The organism is Nitrospirillum amazonense, assembly GCF_007828035.1.
GTDB classification, from domain to species: domain Bacteria; phylum Pseudomonadota; class Alphaproteobacteria; order Azospirillales; family Azospirillaceae; genus Nitrospirillum; species Nitrospirillum amazonense.
The window spans coordinates 363,892-380,508 of the sequence record NZ_VITV01000002.1; the positions used below are offsets into that span (position 1 = coordinate 363,892).

Annotated in this window: 18 protein-coding genes; 4 read left to right on the forward strand and 14 right to left on the reverse strand. The window is 67.1% G+C overall.

All coding sequences use genetic code 11. From position 1 onward, the window contains the following. Positions 1-11: 11 nt before the first annotated feature. A complete protein-coding gene (locus tag FBZ87_RS05610) occupies positions 12-1,028 on the reverse strand; it encodes a sugar kinase (RefSeq protein ID WP_145609363.1) in 1,017 nt (338 codons plus the stop codon). A 189-nt stretch (positions 1,029-1,217) separates the two neighbouring features. Next, on the reverse strand, positions 1,218-2,138 hold the full coding sequence (locus tag FBZ87_RS05615; protein WP_211106853.1) for an alpha/beta hydrolase: 921 nt from the start codon (positions 2,136-2,138) through the stop codon (positions 1,218-1,220). A 195-nt stretch (positions 2,139-2,333) separates the two neighbouring features. Between FBZ87_RS05615 and FBZ87_RS05620 the strand changes: the two genes are divergently transcribed. The 3 genes from FBZ87_RS05620 to FBZ87_RS05630 all read left to right on the forward strand — a co-directional run bounded on the left by FBZ87_RS05620 (position 2,334) and on the right by FBZ87_RS05630 (position 8,033). Further along, positions 2,334-3,950 carry a carboxylesterase/lipase family protein gene (locus FBZ87_RS05620; protein WP_246134252.1) on the forward strand — a complete coding sequence of 539 codons (1,617 nt, stop codon included), beginning with the start codon at positions 2,334-2,336 and terminating at the stop codon, positions 3,948-3,950. A 528-nt stretch (positions 3,951-4,478) separates the two neighbouring features. Continuing rightward, positions 4,479-7,406 (forward strand): TonB-dependent receptor, encoded by a 2,928-nt coding sequence (locus FBZ87_RS05625; RefSeq protein WP_145609366.1) that lies wholly within the window; start codon positions 4,479-4,481, stop codon positions 7,404-7,406. A 207-nt stretch (positions 7,407-7,613) separates the two neighbouring features. Then, a complete protein-coding gene (locus FBZ87_RS05630) occupies positions 7,614-8,033 on the forward strand; it encodes a hypothetical protein (protein WP_145609367.1) in 420 nt (139 codons plus the stop codon). A gap of 51 nt (positions 8,034-8,084) precedes the next feature. Here the strand turns inward: FBZ87_RS05630 and FBZ87_RS05635 are convergent, their stop codons facing one another. The 7 genes from FBZ87_RS05635 to FBZ87_RS05665 form a co-directional block, all read right to left on the reverse strand. Then, the gene (locus FBZ87_RS05635; RefSeq protein ID WP_145609368.1) at positions 8,085-9,176 is read right to left on the reverse strand and encodes an NAD(P)H-dependent flavin oxidoreductase; all 1,092 of its coding nucleotides are present in this window, start codon (positions 9,174-9,176) and stop codon (positions 8,085-8,087) included. Positions 9,177-9,433: 257 nt separating this feature from the next. Further along, positions 9,434-9,646, reverse strand: coding sequence for a SlyX family protein (locus tag FBZ87_RS05640; protein WP_004274585.1), 213 nt, complete (start codon positions 9,644-9,646; stop codon positions 9,434-9,436). A 91-nt stretch (positions 9,647-9,737) separates the two neighbouring features. Then, a complete protein-coding gene (locus tag FBZ87_RS05645) occupies positions 9,738-10,313 on the reverse strand; it encodes a helix-turn-helix transcriptional regulator (RefSeq protein ID WP_186454596.1) in 576 nt (191 codons plus the stop codon). 341 nt (positions 10,314-10,654) lie between these two features. Further along, positions 10,655-10,891, reverse strand: coding sequence for a hypothetical protein (locus FBZ87_RS05650; RefSeq protein WP_145609370.1), 237 nt, complete (start codon positions 10,889-10,891; stop codon positions 10,655-10,657). 28 nt (positions 10,892-10,919) lie between these two features. Next, the gene (locus FBZ87_RS05655; protein ID WP_145609371.1) at positions 10,920-11,210 is read right to left on the reverse strand and encodes a hypothetical protein; all 291 of its coding nucleotides are present in this window, start codon (positions 11,208-11,210) and stop codon (positions 10,920-10,922) included. Between the two features lie 42 nt (positions 11,211-11,252). Continuing rightward, a complete protein-coding gene (locus tag FBZ87_RS05660; protein WP_004274473.1) occupies positions 11,253-11,408 on the reverse strand; it encodes a DUF3309 family protein in 156 nt (51 codons plus the stop codon). A 342-nt stretch (positions 11,409-11,750) separates the two neighbouring features. Continuing rightward, a complete protein-coding gene (locus tag FBZ87_RS05665; protein WP_145609372.1) occupies positions 11,751-12,329 on the reverse strand; it encodes a sigma-70 family RNA polymerase sigma factor in 579 nt (192 codons plus the stop codon). A gap of 451 nt (positions 12,330-12,780) precedes the next feature. On the opposite strand from FBZ87_RS05665, the gene FBZ87_RS05670 reads away from it, so the two are divergent. Next, positions 12,781-13,008 carry a hypothetical protein gene (locus FBZ87_RS05670; RefSeq protein WP_145609373.1) on the forward strand — a complete coding sequence of 76 codons (228 nt, stop codon included), beginning with the start codon at positions 12,781-12,783 and terminating at the stop codon, positions 13,006-13,008. Between the two features lie 117 nt (positions 13,009-13,125). Here the strand turns inward: FBZ87_RS05670 and FBZ87_RS05675 are convergent, their stop codons facing one another. The 5 genes from FBZ87_RS05675 to FBZ87_RS05695 form a co-directional block, all read right to left on the reverse strand. After that, complete coding sequence (locus tag FBZ87_RS05675; protein ID WP_145609374.1) at positions 13,126-13,677, reverse strand: type 1 glutamine amidotransferase domain-containing protein; 552 nt, start codon at positions 13,675-13,677, stop codon at positions 13,126-13,128. Between the two features lie 68 nt (positions 13,678-13,745). Next, the gene (locus FBZ87_RS05680; RefSeq protein ID WP_145609375.1) at positions 13,746-14,279 is read right to left on the reverse strand and encodes an SRPBCC family protein; all 534 of its coding nucleotides are present in this window, start codon (positions 14,277-14,279) and stop codon (positions 13,746-13,748) included. Between the two features lie 34 nt (positions 14,280-14,313). Continuing rightward, positions 14,314-14,784: a VOC family protein gene (locus FBZ87_RS05685; RefSeq protein WP_145609376.1), complete on the reverse strand. Its 471-nt coding sequence runs from the start codon at positions 14,782-14,784 to the stop codon at positions 14,314-14,316. Between the two features lie 103 nt (positions 14,785-14,887). After that, positions 14,888-16,162: an RNA polymerase sigma factor gene (locus FBZ87_RS05690; protein ID WP_145609377.1), complete on the reverse strand. Its 1,275-nt coding sequence runs from the start codon at positions 16,160-16,162 to the stop codon at positions 14,888-14,890. 4 nt (positions 16,163-16,166) lie between these two features. After that, positions 16,167-16,550, reverse strand: a complete 384-nt coding sequence (locus tag FBZ87_RS05695) for a YciI family protein (RefSeq protein WP_145609378.1) — start codon at positions 16,548-16,550, stop codon at positions 16,167-16,169. Positions 16,551-16,617 lie beyond the last annotated feature (67 nt).

Sequence of the window (16,617 nt, forward strand, 5' to 3'; positions counted from 1 at the left end):
GAAGGCGGGTATCAGCGGCGGACGTCCAGCCCGGCGGCGTCCTGGGCCGCCAGGATGTCGGCCTCGGGCAGGGGCAGGGCGTCGCCGGGAATGGAATGTTTCAGCGCGGCGGCGGCCACGGCGAAGGACAGGGCCTGATCCGGCTCCCATCCGCGTATCAGGCCGTGCAGCAGGCCGGCGGCATAGGCGTCGCCGCTGCCGATGCGGTCGACGATGCCGGCCAGCGCGTGGGTACGGCTCTGATGCAGGCTGTGCCGGGTGGCGAGCTTGCCGTAGAAGTCCTGCTGGTCCACACCGTGGTGGCTGCGCACGGTGGTGGCGATGGTCTGCAGGCGGGGGCAGGCGTCGAACAGGGCCTGGGCCGCGGCGGGGAAGCGCGCCGCCTCTTCCAATTTGTCCACATCCAGGTCCAGCAGCAGGGCGGCGTCGCGTTCATTGGCGAACAGCAGGTCGCACTGCTCGATGAAGCCGCGCAGGATGGCCGGGGCGTTGCCGCCGCGTGCCGTCCACAGCTTTTGCCGATAATTGCAGTCGAAGGAGATCTTGAGGCCCAGGGCGCGGGCGGCCTGCAAGGCGGCGCGGGCCGCCGTCTCCGCCTGGGGGCTGACGGCGGGGGTGATGCCGCAGATATGCAGCCAGTCGGCCCCTGCCAGCAGCGCCTGCCAGTCATAGGCGGCCGGATCGGTCTCCGCGAAGGCGGAACGGGCGCGGTCGTAGATGACGTCCGACGGGCGGGTCACGGCGCCGGCGGACAGGAAGTACAGCCCCATGCGGCCATCGGCGTAGCGGATGCCGTCGGTGCCCACGCCGTGGCGGCGCAGCTCACCGGCGCAGGCGCGGCCGATGGCGTTGTCGGGCAGGGTGCTGACGGCGCGGACGGTGTGGCCCAGGTGCGCCAGGCCGACGCCGACATTGGCCTCCGCCCCGCCGAACAGGGCCGTCAGGCTGGGGCTCTGCAGCAGCAGCTCATGACCGGGGGCGGCCAGGCGCAGGAGCAATTCCCCGAACACCACGACATGACCACGCATCACAGGCCCGCTCATTCTCGTTCATCCATCCTGGTCGCTGCCGTGGGGGACCAAGGCCGTCCCACGCGTCCTCCCGGGCCCGTCTGTCACGCGGGCTTGCGCCACGCACTGTGCCAGCGGGGCCCGGCCGGATCAATGACCAATTGACACCGGTGACAATAAAGGTGGCCTTCCAGCGCGGAAGGACCATCACGGCATCATCCCTAGGCCACGCACCCAGGCGATGTAAAGGTCCGGCCACGCCGCGGCCGGCAACCCCGTGACGCCGCGGATGCCGAAACCGTGGCCGCCCTTCTGGAAAATGTGCAGTTCGGCCGGGACCTTGGCGGCATGCAGGGCGGCATAGAAGCGCAGGCTGTTCTCCACCGGCACCGCCGGGTCGTCGTCGGCGTGCAGCAGGAAGGTGGGCGGGGTCTGGGCGGTGACCGCGCGCTCGGTGGAGTAGGCGGCGTCCTGCGCCGGGGTGGGATTGTCGCCCAGCAGTTGGGCGCGCGATCCCTTGTGCGCGATGGCCGGATCCATGCTGGCCACCGGGTAGACCAGGGCCAGGAAGTCCGGCCGGGCGCTCTGCCGGTCCACCGCGTCCTGAGGGACGTAGGCGGGCGCGTCGAACCGGGTGCCCAGGCTGGCCGCCACATGGCCACCGGCCGACAGGCCCATGGCGCCTACCTTGCGCGGGTCGATACCCCATTCCACCGCCCGGGCGCGGATCAGGCGCAGGGCGCGCTGCGCGTCCTGCAAGGGCACGTCGGCGGCATGGACGTGACCGTCGCCCGGCAGGCGGTAGGTCAGAACGAAGACGGTGATCCCAGCGGCGCTGAGGCGCCGGCCGATCTCATCGCCCTCCTTGTCCACCACCACCCGGAGGTAGCCGCCGCCCGGCATCACCAGCAGGGCGGTGCCGTTGGGGTGGGCGGGGCGGTAGAGCGACAGGTGCGGCCGGGTGATGCCCACGGTGTAGCGGTCGTGCAGGGTGGCGGGATCGGCGCTACGCTCCACCACCGTCTCCTGGACGGTGAGAGCTTCGGAGCCCGGCCCAACGCCGGCGGGCCAGATGGGGAAGGGGGTGGGCAGGTCATCGGCCAGGGCGGCACCCTGAAGCACGGTCACCAGGACAGCCCAAACGGCGCCCGCCGCAAAAGCCCTCTTCACAAAAGCATGGAAACCGGTGTCATATATCGGTCCGAGGTTCGGACGGGTGGCATCCATGGTGTCCTCCCTGTTCTTGATCTTCGGCTATAAAAGGACGTGGGAGGAAGCATGAACCCGGCTCGACCGTTCCGCCAAGCGGAAAGTCGCGTTTCCTTGTCATCACTTGATCGCCGCGAAGTGCTGGGATTGGGTATGGCCGCCGCCGCGGCACTGACCCTGCCGGCGCGGGCCTGGGCCGCCGCCGACCCGGTGGTGACCACCGTCCATGGCCGGGTGCGCGGCACCCGCCACGACGGCATCCAGGTGTTCAAGGGCATCCGCTACGGCGCGGACACCAGCCCCCGCCGTTTCCAGGCACCGCAGCCGCCGGCCCCCTGGCGCGACGTCAAGGACGCCCTGGCCTATGGCGCCGCGTGTCCCCAGACCCGGTTCGATGAACCGCAGTCCGAGGACTGCTTGTTCCTGAACGTCTGGACGCCGGAGGCCAAGGCCGGCGGCAACCGGCCGGTCATGGTCTATATCCACGGTGGCGCCTATTCCCACGGTTCCGGCAGCGACGCGCTGTATGACGGAACGCGCCTGGCCCACCGGGGCGATGTGGTCGTGGTGACCTTGAACCACCGCCTGAACGCCTTCGGCCATTTGTATCTGGGGCGTCTGGCCGGACCGGCCTACACCCAGTCCGGCAATGTCGGCATCCTGGATCTGGTGTTGGCCCTGCACTGGGTGCGCGACAACATCGCCGCGTTCGGCGGTGATCCCGGCCGCGTCATGCTGTTCGGCCAGTCCGGCGGCGGCGCGAAGATCGCCACCCTGATGGGCACGCCGGCGGCCCAGGGCCTGTTCCATCGCGCCGCCACCATGAGCGGCCAGCAGGTCACCGCCTCTGGTCCGCTGAACGCCACCGCCCGCGCCAAGACCTATCTGGAAGCCCTAGGCCTGGCGCCGGAGCGCGCGGCCGAGGCGGCCACACTGCCGGTGGAAAGGCTGCTGTCGGCCCTGAACGCCGCCGATCCCATCCACGGCGTGGCTGGGCAGGGCATGGGCGGGCTCTACTGGGGCCCCGTGCTGGACGACCAGGTGCTGGCCCGCCATCCCTTCTATCCGGACGCCCCGGCGCAGTCGGCCGGCATCCCCATGATCATCGGCAACACCCATGACGAGACACGGCTGCTGATCGGCGGGAGCGATCCGTCCACCTTCACCCTGGCCTGGGACCAGGTGCCGGCCCTATTGGCCAGGCACATGCGGGTGGACATCAACCCCGACCTGGTGGTGGCGGAATACCGCCGCCTTTATCCGGACTACAGCCCCAGCGACGTCTTCTTCGCCGCCACCACGGCCGGCCGCTCCTGGCGCGCTGCGGTGATGGAGGCGGAGGCGCGCGCCGCCCAAGCTCAAGCGCTGGGGGAAGGGGCCGCAGCCACCTACGCCTATCAGCTTAACTGGGGCTCTCCTAAGGATGGCGGCAAGTGGCGGGCGCCCCACACGCTGGACATCCCCTTGGTGTTCGACAACACCGCCGTGCCCGATTCGTTGTCCACCGACAGCCCGGAAGCGCGGCGCATGGCGGAGCGGATGAGCGACGCCTTCATCGCCTTCGCCCGTACAGGCGACCCCAACACTGCCGGCGCGCCGCGCTGGACGCCCTATACCCTGGCGGGCCGCGAGACCATGGTCTTCGATCTGGACTCGCGTCTGGAACAGGACCCGCGCGGCGCCGAACGTCGTCTCTTCGCCCGGGTTCCCTTCACTCAGCAGGGGACCTGAGCCCCCGCAAAATCCACACGTTCCCTGGCATTTCCGCTAGGAACAGCCGTTCAGACACAAGATGTCCGCGCAAACAACTCTTGGTGCTTGCATCGGTCGGTAACCGGTGTCATTTTAGGGGCAACGGCGATGGCCACACAGGCCCCAATGACGCCGACATAATGGGAGGGTATGGGATGCCATCACGCAGAGGCATGGGCTGGGGCGCCGTTGGCGGCTGCCGCGCCCGATCAATTTTTCCCAAAGTATGGACTTTATACCGGGGAACGGCGCGGCGCTGACGCCACGCGTCGACGGCTGGCCCTTTACCAACCATCACGGCGCGGCAGGGCAATTCCGTCGCATTAAAATTGACACCGGTCCCAATAAAGGGCCGGACGGACGGGGAGATCGGACGGGTGGCATGACCAGGCGACAACGTCTGGTTTTTCTGGGAACACTCGGAACGGGGAACAACCGGCCAGATGCGTCCCGGGACACTTGGACCGGCAAAGCAAAACAACAAGGTTGAACGGAGGATTACGTCAAATGCTCAAGAGCATGAGCCGGGCGCGGCGTCACACACTGTCCACCCGCGTGTCCCGGGTGGCGCTGCTGCTGGCTTTGGCGGCGGGGGGAAGCGGTGTCGCCCATGCTGCCGGCCAGGTGGCGGAACAGCCCCCGGCGCCGGCGGCCGACCAGACCGCGACCCCGACGGGCGCGCCAGCCGACCAGGCGGCCCAGCCGGGGACCCAAGCGGCGCCCCAGGGCGAAACCGCCGCCCCGGGCGGTGGTGACGGGTTGGAGGAGATCATCGTCTCCGGCTTCCGCCGCAGCCTGAACGTGGCCCTGCAGGCCAAGCGTGAAAGCTCCGGCGTTGTCGACAGCATCGTGGCGGAAGACATCGCCAAGTTCCCCGACAAGAACCTGGCCGAATCCCTGCAACGCATCCCCGGCATCGCCATCACCCGCGACGCGGGCGAAGGGCGGCAGATTTCGGTGCGCGGCCTGGGGCCGGCCTTCACCCGCGTGCGCATCAACGGCATGGACGCCATCGCCACCACCGGCAGCTCCGACGCCCAGGGCGGCAACAACCGCTCCCGCGCCTTCGACTTCAACGTCTTCGGTTCCGACCTGTTCAGCAACCTGACCGTCCACAAGACGCAGTCGGCGGACCAGGAGGAGGGCTCGCTGGGCGCCGGTGTCGATCTGTCCAGCCCCCATCCGTTGGACTTCGGCGGCTTCAAGCTGGCCATCAATGGCAAGGCCACCTACAACGATCAGAACAAGAGCAAGGAGCCCAATGGCGCCGTGCTGGTCAGCGACACCTTCGCCGACGGCAAGCTGGGCTTCCTGGTCGGCCTGTCCTATTCCAGGCGCGATACGCAGCAGCTCAGCTCCGAAACCACGCGCTGGGCGTCCAACGCCTCCAACGCGTCGGGCAGTTATAACGGTGGTGTCACGGCGCCATCCTCGCTGTCGGCCGTCAACGGCCCCAACGTCTTCATGCCGCGCATCCCGCGCTACAGCGTCTATGACTACAACCAGAGCCGTGCCGGCCTGGTGACTTCGCTGCAGTGGAAGCCGGACGAGGATACCGAGATCAGCCTGGACGGCGTGTTCTCCGACCTTTGGGGCACCCGCACGGAAAACGACCTGGAGGCGATCAGCTTCAGCCAGGCCAGCACCAAGGTGGGCAGCATTACCACTGGCAAGCCGGTCATGCAGATCACCTCGGGCACCCTGGACGCCAACGGTAACCTGGTCGCCGGCACCTTCAACAATGTCGGCATCCGGTCGGAGGCGCGCTACGACGTGCTCAGCACGCAGTTCGGCCAGGAAACGCTGAACATCAAGCATAGCTTCTCCCCCAGCTTCCGCATGAACGCGCTGGGCGGCTACTCCGTCTCCGCCTTCAACAACCCGGTGCAGACGACCATCACCCTGGATCGCACCGGCAGCAACGGCTACTCCTACGACTATCGCGCCAACAGCCGCCTGCCGGTACTGTCCTATGGCTTCGACGTCACCAACCCGGCGAACTGGAGCCTGGTGAATGGCCTGTCCAACATCCGCCTGCGCCCCAACGGCACGCAGAACACCTATGGCAACGGCGATCTGGATTTCGAATACGACATCAGCAACGAGCTGACGCTGAAGGCCGGTTTCCAGTTCAAGGACTTCACCTTCTCCACCTACAACAAGACCCGCGCCTCGGAAATCGCCGTTCCCAACCTGCCGGCGGGCGTCAGCCTGGCCAGCCTGACCAAGATCGGTGGCGGCGTTGGCGGCTTCGCCCCGGCGGGCACGCCCACCAATTGGCTGGTGGCCGACATCGACGCCTTCGCCAACGCGCTGAACATCTACAGCAAGACCGGCACCTTCTCCGTCAGTCAGACGGGCACCGGCTCGCTGGGCAGCAACTACGCGGTGGAGGAAAAGGACTACGGCGGCTACGCCCAGGCCAATTTCAAGACCGACCGGCTGGGCCTGCCCATTCGTGGCGATATCGGCGTGCGTTTCGTCACCACCGACCAGACCTCGTCCGGCTACCAGGCGGTGGGCGGCACCCCCAACTGGGTGACCGTCGGCACCGACTATCATGACGTGCTGCCGTCGATGAACCTGGTGGGCGAAGTCACGGATGATTTCCTGATCCGTGCGGCTTTGGCCAAGGTGATGGTGCGCAACGACCTCAGCGGCCTGAACCCGGGCGGCAGCGTCAATGTGGCCGGTACCAACCGCACGGTGACCTCGGGCAACCCCTACCTGAAGCCCATCCGCGCCAACACCGCCGACCTGTCCTTCGAATATTACTACCAGCCCGGCGCCCTGATCTCGCTGGGCCTGTTCTACAAGGACATCAACAGCTACGTGCAGACCTTGAGCGAAAACAAGGTCTACAACAGCTCAGGATTGCCGCTGAGCCTGCTGAACGGCACCGGCCTGACCGGCAACGAGGTGTTCACCTTCAGCACGCCCGTGAACACCAAGGGCGGCGACCTGAAGGGCCTGGAGGTGAACTTCCAGCAGCCGTTCAGCTTCCTGCCGGACTTCTGGAGCAATTTCGGCATCCTGCTGAACTACACCTACGTGCAAAGCCGCATCAATTACCTGCTGGCGGCCACCTCGACCACCACCACCCTGGCCGATCTGGTGGGCCTGTCTAAGAACGCCTACAACGGCACGCTCTATTACGACGACAAGGTGTTCAGCGCCCGCATCTCCGCCGCCTACCGCAGCGGCTACCTGACCCAGGTGCCGGGCCGCAATGGCAACGACGTGGAAGGCACCAACTCCACCATGAACGTGGACTTCGCGTCCTCCTACGCCGTCAATGAGCGCCTGACCTTTATGTTCAATGCCATCAACCTGACGAACGAGTGCAATGACCAGTATGTCGGCTCGGTCAACCGCCTGAACTACTACAACTGCACCGGCCGCATCTATGAGGCTGGCTTCTCCTTCAAATACTGAGTGCTTTTTAAAAGCCGGGGCGCGGGTGAGGCGGCGTCCCGGTTCTTTCCCCCAGCCTCATGAGACCTTCATTTGTGCTCCACCTCCCTGACGCGCGCCGGCACGCGTACGGCGCGCGTTTTCTTTGCCGCCGGCGCGCCATCGGTTGTGCGGGCTTGGCCGTCATGGTTCACTGGCCACAAGAATGGGCGGCGGATGGGGCGGGGCATGCGGCATGCGCGGTGGCGGTATTTCGCGAGTGTCCTGCTGATGTCCGTGGCGGACCCCGTCCTGGCGCAATCCCAGCCGGTGGCACCCCAGCCGCAAATCACCCTGACGCCCGTGGTGCCCAAGGCCGGCCCGCAGCCGGCACCGGCCTCCAGGTCTTCGGAACCGTCCCCCCCTGAAATCGTCATCCAGGCGCCGCATTTCGTCCTGCCCGATCCGTTGGAACAGGAGCAGTTCCTGCGGGAACAGGCGGAGACTTGGCGTTTCAATCACATGGAAACGTATCTGGGCGCGGACAAGGAGGACAAATATCTGCGCCTGCCGGAGATGAACACCGGCTCGACACTGGACCAGCGTTACCTGGGCAGCCTGCTGCACCCCTGCAAAATCAACCGGGACCATGTTCTGACATGCCGCTGACGGTCGTCTTGACGCTCTCGCTGACGCTCAGCTTGACGACCCCGCTGACGCTCAGCGGCCGCTGATCTGGTGGGCGCCTAGGCGGTCCAGCGCCTCCGCCGCCAGCGCCCGCGTCAGGTCGCCGGCGGGCAGGGCGCGGCCCAGGCGCGCCGCTTGGCCGGCCCACTGGTTGGTGAAGTCGCCGGACCCGGCCGCCTCGGCCCGGGCGCGCAAGGGTGCCAGGGCGCCACCGGCGGTGGGGAAGGCGGTGGGCGCGGCGGACAGGGGACCGACCTCGCGCATCAGGCGGTTGATGAGGCCGCGCGCGGGGCGGCCGGTGAACAGGTTGGTCAGGGCGGTACCGTCATCCGTGGCGCTTTCCAACGCCTGGCGGTGCACCTCGGGTATCTTGATCTCTGGACAGAACAGATAGGCGGTGCCGAGCTGCACGGCGGAGGCGCCCAGGGCCAGGGCGGCCACGATTCCGCGCGCATCCGCGATGCCGCCGGTGGCGATGACGGGGACCGAGACGGCGTCCGTCACCTGAGGCACCAGGGCGAAGGTGCCGACTTGCGTCGCCATGTCGTCCGACAGGAAGTTGCCCCGGTGGCCGCCGGCCTCCAGTCCCATGGCGATGACGGCGTCGACGCCGTGATGTTCCAGCCAGCGCGCCTCCGCCACCGTGGTGGCCGAGGCGATGACCTTGGCGCCGGTGGCCTTCACCCGCTCCACCAGCAGCTTGCCGGGCAGGCCGAAATGGAAGCTGACCACCGCCGGCTTCACCTCCTCGATCAGGGCGCAGAAATCGGCGTCGAAGGGTGTGCGGCCGCCGACCGGAGGCGTGTCGGCGGGATCAAGGCCCAACTCGACATAATAAGGTGCCAGCCGGGCGCGCCAGGCCATCAGGCGGGCCGGGTCCGGCACCGGCGGGGTGTGGCAGAAGAAGTTGAGGTTGAAGGGCCGGCTGGTGCCGTGCCGCACCTCGGCCACCGCGGCCTTCAGGCCGTCCAGGGTGTACTGGGCGCCGGGCAGGGCGCCCAGCCCGCCCGCCGCGCTGACTGCCACCGCCATGGCCGGCGTGCTGGCGTTGGCCATGGGCGCCTGCAGGATGGGATGATCGATGCCGAACAGGTCCAGGATACGGCGGTCGGGCCAGGCGGTCATGGGGCACGCTCCCTCGGTCGGTGGCGACATGCCCGGGATGTGGGCCCCAAGCCTGTGTCCCCAAGCATGTATGGCTTCCGCCGTCAGCTTGCCATGGATGAGGTGGCCGTCGGCGGCGAAATCGGTTGGATATCCTCAAGACAATGGCGTGAAGACGCGGCGGATGAGGCCGGCGATCTCCGCCACATGGGCTTCCGGCGTAAAGCGGTACACCGCGCCTGGGCCTAGCGTACTTAGCGCCCTGCCAGTAACGTGTCTTAGTAATGCGGCGGCGGCTTTTCGTCCTGGGGGGAAGGGCGCCAGCCTCCCTCCGCCTCCTGCAGGCGGGCCAGCAGCCGGCGCACGCGGGCGGTCAGCATGTCGATCATCTGGCCCTGGTCCGCCACCACTTGGGACAGTTCCTCCGCCATGCGCTCATGGTGGGTGATGCGCATCTCCAGGTCGATAAGGCGCTGTTCGACGGAATCCATAGGGGTGGGTCCTAAAGGGATGATGGCGCCTCTATAGCACCACGGGCCCCGGGACCTCTCGAGATTATTTTGCCGGTGTCGGATGGGCCGATCAGGCGGCCTGCGGTTCGCCGGTTGCCGTCGCGTCGGCTCGCGGATCAGGGCGCTGATCGGGGTATTCCTGCTGCACGCGACGCCGCCAGGCTGCCGGCGTCACCCCCATGGTCTGCCGGAACAGCCGCGTCAGGTGCGCCTGGTCGGCCAAGCCACAGGTCAGCGCGATGTGGGAGAGCGGTTCCGTCGTGCTCGTCATCAGGTGCTTGGCCTGTTCCATGCGCCGATGGATGACGTATTGGGTGAAGGGCACACCGAAGGTGATGCGGAAGGCGCGCGAGAAATAGCTGGTGCTGAGGCGGACCAGCACCGCCACGTCACGGATGCGGATGGGCGCGGCCAAATGGTCATGGATGTAGGTTTCGACCCGGCGCGTCTGCCAAGGCACCAAGCTGCCGGCGAGCGGCGGCGCATCGACCGTCAGGTCGCGCAGCATATCCGCCGCCCGCTGCAGGCAGGTGGCCGCGGCGGCGCTGTCATTGTCCAGGAGAGTCAGGGCGTTGCGCAGCAAGATGGAAATCTCATCCCGGCGCCGCGCGCAAGCGGTGGCGGGCCCCGGTACGACGGTCAGCATGATTTCATCCCCGGATTGATCCCGGACCATTGTCGGCACTTTTGCCGGCCGCTGTCGAATAAATGAGTGCAAATCGGTGCAAGCCGACGGCAGCCGAACGCCACTGGCCATATCCTGTAAGGCTCAGCCCCTATTCCATACAATTTCCATAATCTTCATTATCGGTTTTTGGTATGTAGGCGCAAAGTTAAACTGTCAGTCCAGAGCAAAGTAGAAGTGTCAGTCTTCCGGTTGGGTGGTGCCGGCTGGGAGGTTGGTGATGGGCTGGGTGACGAGGAACAGACAGACCAAGGGCGCCGGCCTAAATGACCGGCGCCCTTGGTCGCTCATCAACGACACCGTCAGTGTTCGGAATCCTGCTTGGAAACGCTGGGGCGCAGCAGCCTGTCTTCTTCCCGTGCGTGGGCTTTGCCGCGCGCCTCGGCCTGTTCCAGGTCGCGGCCTTCCGGGCCATCGACGGCGTCGGCCGCCGCACGGGCCTTTTCCGCCACCTGGCCCGTCGCCACGAAGTCGCGGGCGTGCTTGTTGTAGGCACGGGTCGCGGTGCGGTTGCCCTCGCCTTCATTGCGGTTGGCCATGGGATAATCCTTCCTTGATAAGGCGGCGTCAGCCGACCTTGGCCGGCCCCGAGGGTACGGACACGTCGCCCAGCGCCACCAGGGCCGACTTGACCTCGGACAGCTGGTGGGCCGTCGTCGGCGGTAAATCGGTGGTCATGTTCTCCTCGCTCGCCACCATGAGCAGCTGAAGGTCATGTTCCCAATGGCGCAGCAGCAGGATCTTTTCTGCCCGGTTCAGGCGGTCGGTGACGACCAGGTCGTGCGGTGTCTCGAAATAACGGGACACGTCGCCCAGCAGCGTGTCGATATCTGGAAGGGCCTCATGTACGGCGGTCATGATGCGTCTCCTTTCAAGGCATTCAAGGAAAGCTCCGGCCGGCTACACCCTGCCGGTCAGAACCAGCACCAGAACGACGATGAGCACGATGCTCAACAGGCCGCTGGGGCCGTAGCCCCAGCCGCGGCTGTAGGGCCAGCTGGGAATGGCCCCCAGCAGCAGCAGGACCAGGACAACAAGCAGGATGGTGCCGAGCATTGGGTGATCCTCCGTTAGGGACAGACTGTTTTTGCCCTTCTTGCCGGGGGCAGGTCCGTCAGGCGGCGATAGGGGGTACTGAGGCTTGATGGGAGGCCAAGATCTCCAGGGAGGGCGCTGGCAGGGAGAGCGCCGGATGCGGCGCCCAACCGCCCTCCCCGGCTCCGTCCGCGACCGGGTGGGCATGCGCGCGGCGCTCGGCTAGGCGGAGGGGAGCGGGTCGCTGGGCCGCCAGCCACTGGGTGGACATGCGCTTCCACTGGTCGGCATCCCTTGACCAAGGTTTCCTGTCAGGCACTTCACCTAAATCCTTATGCCAAGTAATTGATTTCGCTTCGTATCTCAGTGACTGCTCACCGGATGGCTGGCATCCCAGGCGCTGGAGGTGGCCATGCCCGTGGGGGCGCCGAGGCCGGTGTCGCCCGGGTCCATGCCCATGATGTCGGCCAGCCGGGCCCGGCCACGGTTCACGCGGCTTTTGATGGTGCCCAGGGCACAGCCGCAGATTTCGGCCGCCTCTTCGTAGCTGGCGCCGGCGCCGCCCACCAGGACCAGCGCCTCGCGCTGTTCCACGGGCAGCTTCATCAGCGCCGCCTTGAGCTCGCGGCCGGCAATGCCCCATTCCTGCGCCGGACTGATGGTCAGCCGCGCGGTATGGATACCGTCCGGGTCGCCCACCTCGCGCTGCTGGTGCTTGGCGACGGAATAGTAGCGGTTGCGCAGGATGGTGAAGAGCCAGGCACGCAAATTTGTGCCTGGGGTGAACTGGCCCGCATGGGACCAAGCGCGGACGATGGCATCCTGCACCAAGTCGTCGGTGTCGGCGGCGTTGTTGGTCAGCGACCGTGCAAAGGCCCGCATGGCGGGGATCAGCTTGACCAGTTCGTCACGAAAGGTGGGCGATGTCTCAGCGGATGGCATGGGTCACACCTTTTTGTGAAAGCCCGCTGCGATTTTATTCTTATTAAAGAAATCGCATGTGGATGCAGGCGATAATGGGTTCGGTAATTCCCCGAATTCGTCTGTCTTCTTGGGTCACTATAAGCAAATGCCGCCGCCAACGTCTCTCCGTATTTCGGGAAAATCCCTAGGTTTATCGCTGTATTTATTCGGTCTACTTAACGGATGGGCTATGACCATCCGATTATGCAACATGCCGCCCTGATAAGGGCTGGGCTAGTCTGTTCAAAGGAGGGGAAGGGAAATTTTGCGGTACCGGCTGGCCCCTGCCCTACGTCCATCGCCGCAGTCGCCTGCCGCCCGGCTTACACGGGAAGGGCGGCTATCCCGTTGCCACATTGGAACAAAGCCGCCGCTGGCCGCTTTAGTCATGGTGCGAAGGGCATAGGCCCAGGCTTTTGGGAAGGATGTCATGACCAAGCGGCAGAAAAGCATTGAGTTTCAGCGCACTCCGGCTCTGACCCCCGTTGTGGCGGCGGGATTTTCGACGGCGGCGGCCTATGCCACCCCCCTCGACATCGTCCAAGACGCGGTGGATGAACGGATCCGGGAGATGTTCTGTGACGCCGTTGCCGAGCCCCTGCCGCCCGAGATCCACGCCCTGCTCGCCCATTTGCAGGGGAAAACCCTGCTGCATTGAGCCGTCCCTTACCCCGGCGGCTCCTGAAAACCGAAAGGCCGGTCCCGTCGCGGGGGCCGGCCTTTTCACGTTGGGGTATTGGGCAGGGGGTATCGGGCCGGGGGTATCGGGCCGGGCTCAGCGTGTATGCCGGCCCTCACCCACCTCCTCGATGATTTTGGCGACAAAGGCCGGCAGGTCGTCCGGGGACCGGCTGGTGATGACGCCGTTGTCCACCACCACCTCTTCGTCCACCCAGTCGCCGCCGGCGTTCTCGACGTCCTTGCGTATGGACTTGTAGGAGGTGACGCGGCGGCCGCGCAGGGCGTCGGCCTCCACCAGCAGCCAAGGGCCGTGACAAATGGCCGCCACCACCTTGCCACTGTCCAGAAAACCCGTGACGCGGCTCATGGCGTCCGGGTTCACCCGCAGCAGGTCGGGATTGATCTGGCCGCCGGGCAGCACCACGGCCTGATAATCCTCCACCTTGGCGTCGGCGATGCGCAGGTCGGCCTCCACCGTCTCGCCCCAGTCGGTATGGTCCCAGCCGCGGATAGGCTTGCCGTCCGGGGTGGCCACGTCCACCTTGGCACCGGCTTTGCGCAGCTCATCCCGAGGGACGGTCAGTTCGGATTGCTCAAAGCCGTTGGCGGCCAGAATCAGGATGCGGGCGTCGTGGATATCGGCCATAACCGGCGTTCCTTTTGCTGAGGGGGTGTCGCCCGAACAACCCCTGCCCGTCCCCACCGGTTCCCCGCCTATTGGGGCATCGCCTGCGCCCGCGCCAGATAATCGTCCAACTGGTCCAGTGTGCCGCCCCAGCCCTGGCGCATGCTCTCGGCCCCGGCGGCGAAGGTCGCCTCCTCCTCCGCCGTCGCGTCGACCGGCACGGCGGTACAGTCCAGGCGGGTGCCGCCCTCGTCCACGATGAAGGCCGTGGTACTCAGCATCTCCAGGGGCCAGGTGGGGCTCATGGGATGGCGCACCGGCGTGCCATCGGCGTCGGTGAAGGAGACGAGGAAGGACATCAAGCCTGGCGTCGATGGTGTGGGCGCCGTGATGTCGCGGAAGGTCCACTTGCCCCACATGGTGAAATCGCCGGCCCCCGCCGGCGGCTTCATGCCGTAGAAGAAGGTCCCGCCGGGCCGCAGGTCCAGATCGCCGCGCACCCAGGTAAAGCCCTTGGGGCCCCACCACAGACGCAACCGCTCCGGCTCCGTATAGGCGGACCACAGCAGGCAGGGGCTGGCGGCGAAGCGGCGGGAAATACGGAATTCTGGCATCTCGGTCATGGTGCCGGGTTCCTATGCTATCGTAGGTCGGGCGTCAGCCGGCTTGGCCGGCGGCCAGCGGGCACGGCTCCCCGGGTGCCGCCAACGGATGGGCGAAGCTCCACAGGTGGCCGAAGGGATCGGCCACCTGGCCGTAGCGGGCGCCCCAGAAGGCGTCCATGGCCGGCATGGTGACCGTGGCGCCCGCGGCCACCGCCCGCTCCATGGCGGCGTCGCAGTTGGGCACCTCCAGATGCAGGACCGCGCTGGTGCCCTTCAGCAGATCCGGCGGGGCGCTGGTACCACCGTGCTCCGCCCGGTATTCGGGAAAGTCGTCGCGTAGGAACAGGCGGGCGCCGTTCACGCGGATTTCCGCGTGCAGCAAGCGGTGGCCGTCCTCGGCCGGCATGCGGAACACCTCCTCCGCGCCCAGGCCCTGGACGTAGAAGGCCAGCGCCGCCTTGGCGTCGGCGACCACCAGATGGGGGATGACGCCCTGCTGAATGGGCTGAACCGTATCGGACATGGTTGTGCTCTCCCGTTTTTAACTGCGTCGGCCACGCGGGGACGCGGGCTTGCCCTAAGGACGGCGGCCGCATTCCCGTCCCGACAGGGGACCGCAATTTTTTTCAGGACGGCGCGGCATCCCGCACCAGCCGGTCCAGGTGCTGGCGGATGTGGGCGGCCTCCGCCGGCGTGTGGGCCAGGGCGATGGCGCGATCGAAGGCCACCCGCGCCTCCGCCGTGCGGCCCAGCTGGGTTAGATAGGCGCCCTTCACCCCGAAGAAGTGGAAGTAGCCCGCCAGCCGCTCGCCCAGGGGCTCGATCATGGCCAGGGCCGCCGCCGGCCCCCGCACCTTGGCCGTGGCGACGGAGCGGTTCAGCGTCACCACCGGCGAGGGCTGGATGTGTTCCAGCGTGGCGTACAGCAGGTCGATCTGCGTCCAGTCCGTCTCGGCCGCCGTGGCCGCCCGGGCATGCAGGGCGGAGATGGCCGCTTGCACCAGGTAGGGGGTGGGCTGGCCGTGGCGCATGGCCTTGTCGATCAGGGCTAGGCCCTCCGCGATCATGGGGGCGTTCCAGCGGCCGCGGTCCTGGTCCTCCAGTAGCACCAGGTTGCCCTCACTGTCGAAGCGGGCGGCGGATCGCGCCTGTTGCAGCAGCATCAGCGCCAGCAGGCCCATGATCTCCGGTTCCGACGGGAACAGGCGCAGCAGCAGGCGGGCCAGGCGGATGGCTTCATGCGTCAGGGGTGCCCGGCGTTCCGTCGTGTCGCCGCCGGCGGAATAGCCCTCGTTGAACAGCAGGTACAGCATGGCGGCGACGGCGCCCAGGCGGGCCACCCGCTCCGGCGCGCCGGGGGTTTCGAAGGGCACGCCCGACCGGGTGATGCGCGCCTTGGCCCGGGTGATGCGCTGTTCCATGGCGCTGTCGCTGACCAGGAAGGCGCGCGCGATCTCCGCCACGCTGAGGCCGGAGACGATGCGCAGGGCCACGGCGATCTGCTGCGTGGCCGGCAGGTCCGGCGGGCAGCAGATGAACAGCAGGCGCAGGATGTCGTCGCGGTAGCCGGCGCCGTCCAGGCGTTCCGCCAGTTCGGCCTCGGCATCCCCCTCCCCGCCATCGCCATCGGCCAGCGTGTCCTCGTCCGGCAGGGGTTGCTGGCGCGCCAGGCGGCGCACCGTGTCCAGGGTGGCGTTCCGTCCGACGAAGATCAGCCAGGCGGCGGGATCGCGCGGCGGACCATTGCGCGGCCATGCCTTCAACGCCCGCAGGGATGCCTCCTGGAATGCCTCCTCCGCTGTGTCCAGGTCGCGGAAATAGCGCAGCAAGGCCCCCATCGCCTGGGGCCGGGCGGCCGTCAGCGCGGTGTTGATCCAGGCCATGTCCGCGGCCTCGGCCATGATCTCACGCCCCAGTGGAAACGGTCGCCGGCGCCGGGTGGTAGAGGCCCACCGGGCGGATCTCGTAGCTGCCGCCCGGGTTGGCACGGCCCAGCTCGCGGGCGGTGTCCAAGATCTGCTCCAGCGTTTCGCCTTCCACCAGGTAGAAGCCCAGCAGCTGTTCCTTGGTTTCGGCGAAGGGGCCGTCAATCACCAGCGGCGGGTCGCTGTCCTTGCGCAACGTGGTGGCGGCCGTCGTGGGCAGCAGCCGAGCCACAGGGCCCAGGCGGCCCTCGCGCGCCAATTTCTCATGCACCACCGACAGCTTGGCCATCACGGCGTCATCCTCCTCCTTGGTCCAGGAACCGACGACGTCTTCGCGGTGATAGCACAGGATGGCGTACAGCATGGGTGATCCTCCAGCGGCGGGACGGCCGGTTTGAAACCGGTTCTTCCCCAGGACGGCCGAGTATGCC

Coding starts and splice junctions, on each gene's coding strand:
- FBZ87_RS05685 (WP_145609376.1), bottom strand. CDS start 14,784: ATGTCCGATACGGTTCAGCCCATTCAGCAGGGCGTCATCCCCCATCTG.
- FBZ87_RS05625 (WP_145609366.1), top strand. CDS start 4,479: ATGCTCAAGAGCATGAGCCGGGCGCGGCGTCACACACTGTCCACCCGC.
- FBZ87_RS05650 (WP_145609370.1), bottom strand. CDS start 10,891: ATGGCCAACCGCAATGAAGGCGAGGGCAACCGCACCGCGACCCGTGCC.
- FBZ87_RS05640 (WP_004274585.1), bottom strand. CDS start 9,646: ATGGATTCCGTCGAACAGCGCCTTATCGACCTGGAGATGCGCATCACC.
- FBZ87_RS05660 (WP_004274473.1), bottom strand. CDS start 11,408: ATGCTCGGCACCATCCTGCTTGTTGTCCTGGTCCTGCTGCTGCTGGGG.
- FBZ87_RS05680 (WP_145609375.1), bottom strand. CDS start 14,279: ATGACCGAGATGCCAGAATTCCGTATTTCCCGCCGCTTCGCCGCCAGC.
- FBZ87_RS05655 (WP_145609371.1), bottom strand. CDS start 11,210: ATGACCGCCGTACATGAGGCCCTTCCAGATATCGACACGCTGCTGGGC.
- FBZ87_RS05665 (WP_145609372.1), bottom strand. CDS start 12,329: ATGCCATCCGCTGAGACATCGCCCACCTTTCGTGACGAACTGGTCAAG.
- FBZ87_RS05630 (WP_145609367.1), top strand. CDS start 7,614: ATGCGGCATGCGCGGTGGCGGTATTTCGCGAGTGTCCTGCTGATGTCC.
- FBZ87_RS05645 (WP_186454596.1), bottom strand. CDS start 10,313: ATGCTGACCGTCGTACCGGGGCCCGCCACCGCTTGCGCGCGGCGCCGG.
- FBZ87_RS05670 (WP_145609373.1), top strand. CDS start 12,781: ATGACCAAGCGGCAGAAAAGCATTGAGTTTCAGCGCACTCCGGCTCTG.
- FBZ87_RS05695 (WP_145609378.1), bottom strand. CDS start 16,550: ATGCTGTACGCCATCCTGTGCTATCACCGCGAAGACGTCGTCGGTTCC.
- FBZ87_RS05635 (WP_145609368.1), bottom strand. CDS start 9,176: ATGACCGCCTGGCCCGACCGCCGTATCCTGGACCTGTTCGGCATCGAT.
- FBZ87_RS05675 (WP_145609374.1), bottom strand. CDS start 13,677: ATGGCCGATATCCACGACGCCCGCATCCTGATTCTGGCCGCCAACGGC.
- FBZ87_RS05610 (WP_145609363.1), bottom strand. CDS start 1,028: ATGCGTGGTCATGTCGTGGTGTTCGGGGAATTGCTCCTGCGCCTGGCC.
- FBZ87_RS05690 (WP_145609377.1), bottom strand. CDS start 16,162: ATGGCCGAGGCCGCGGACATGGCCTGGATCAACACCGCGCTGACGGCC.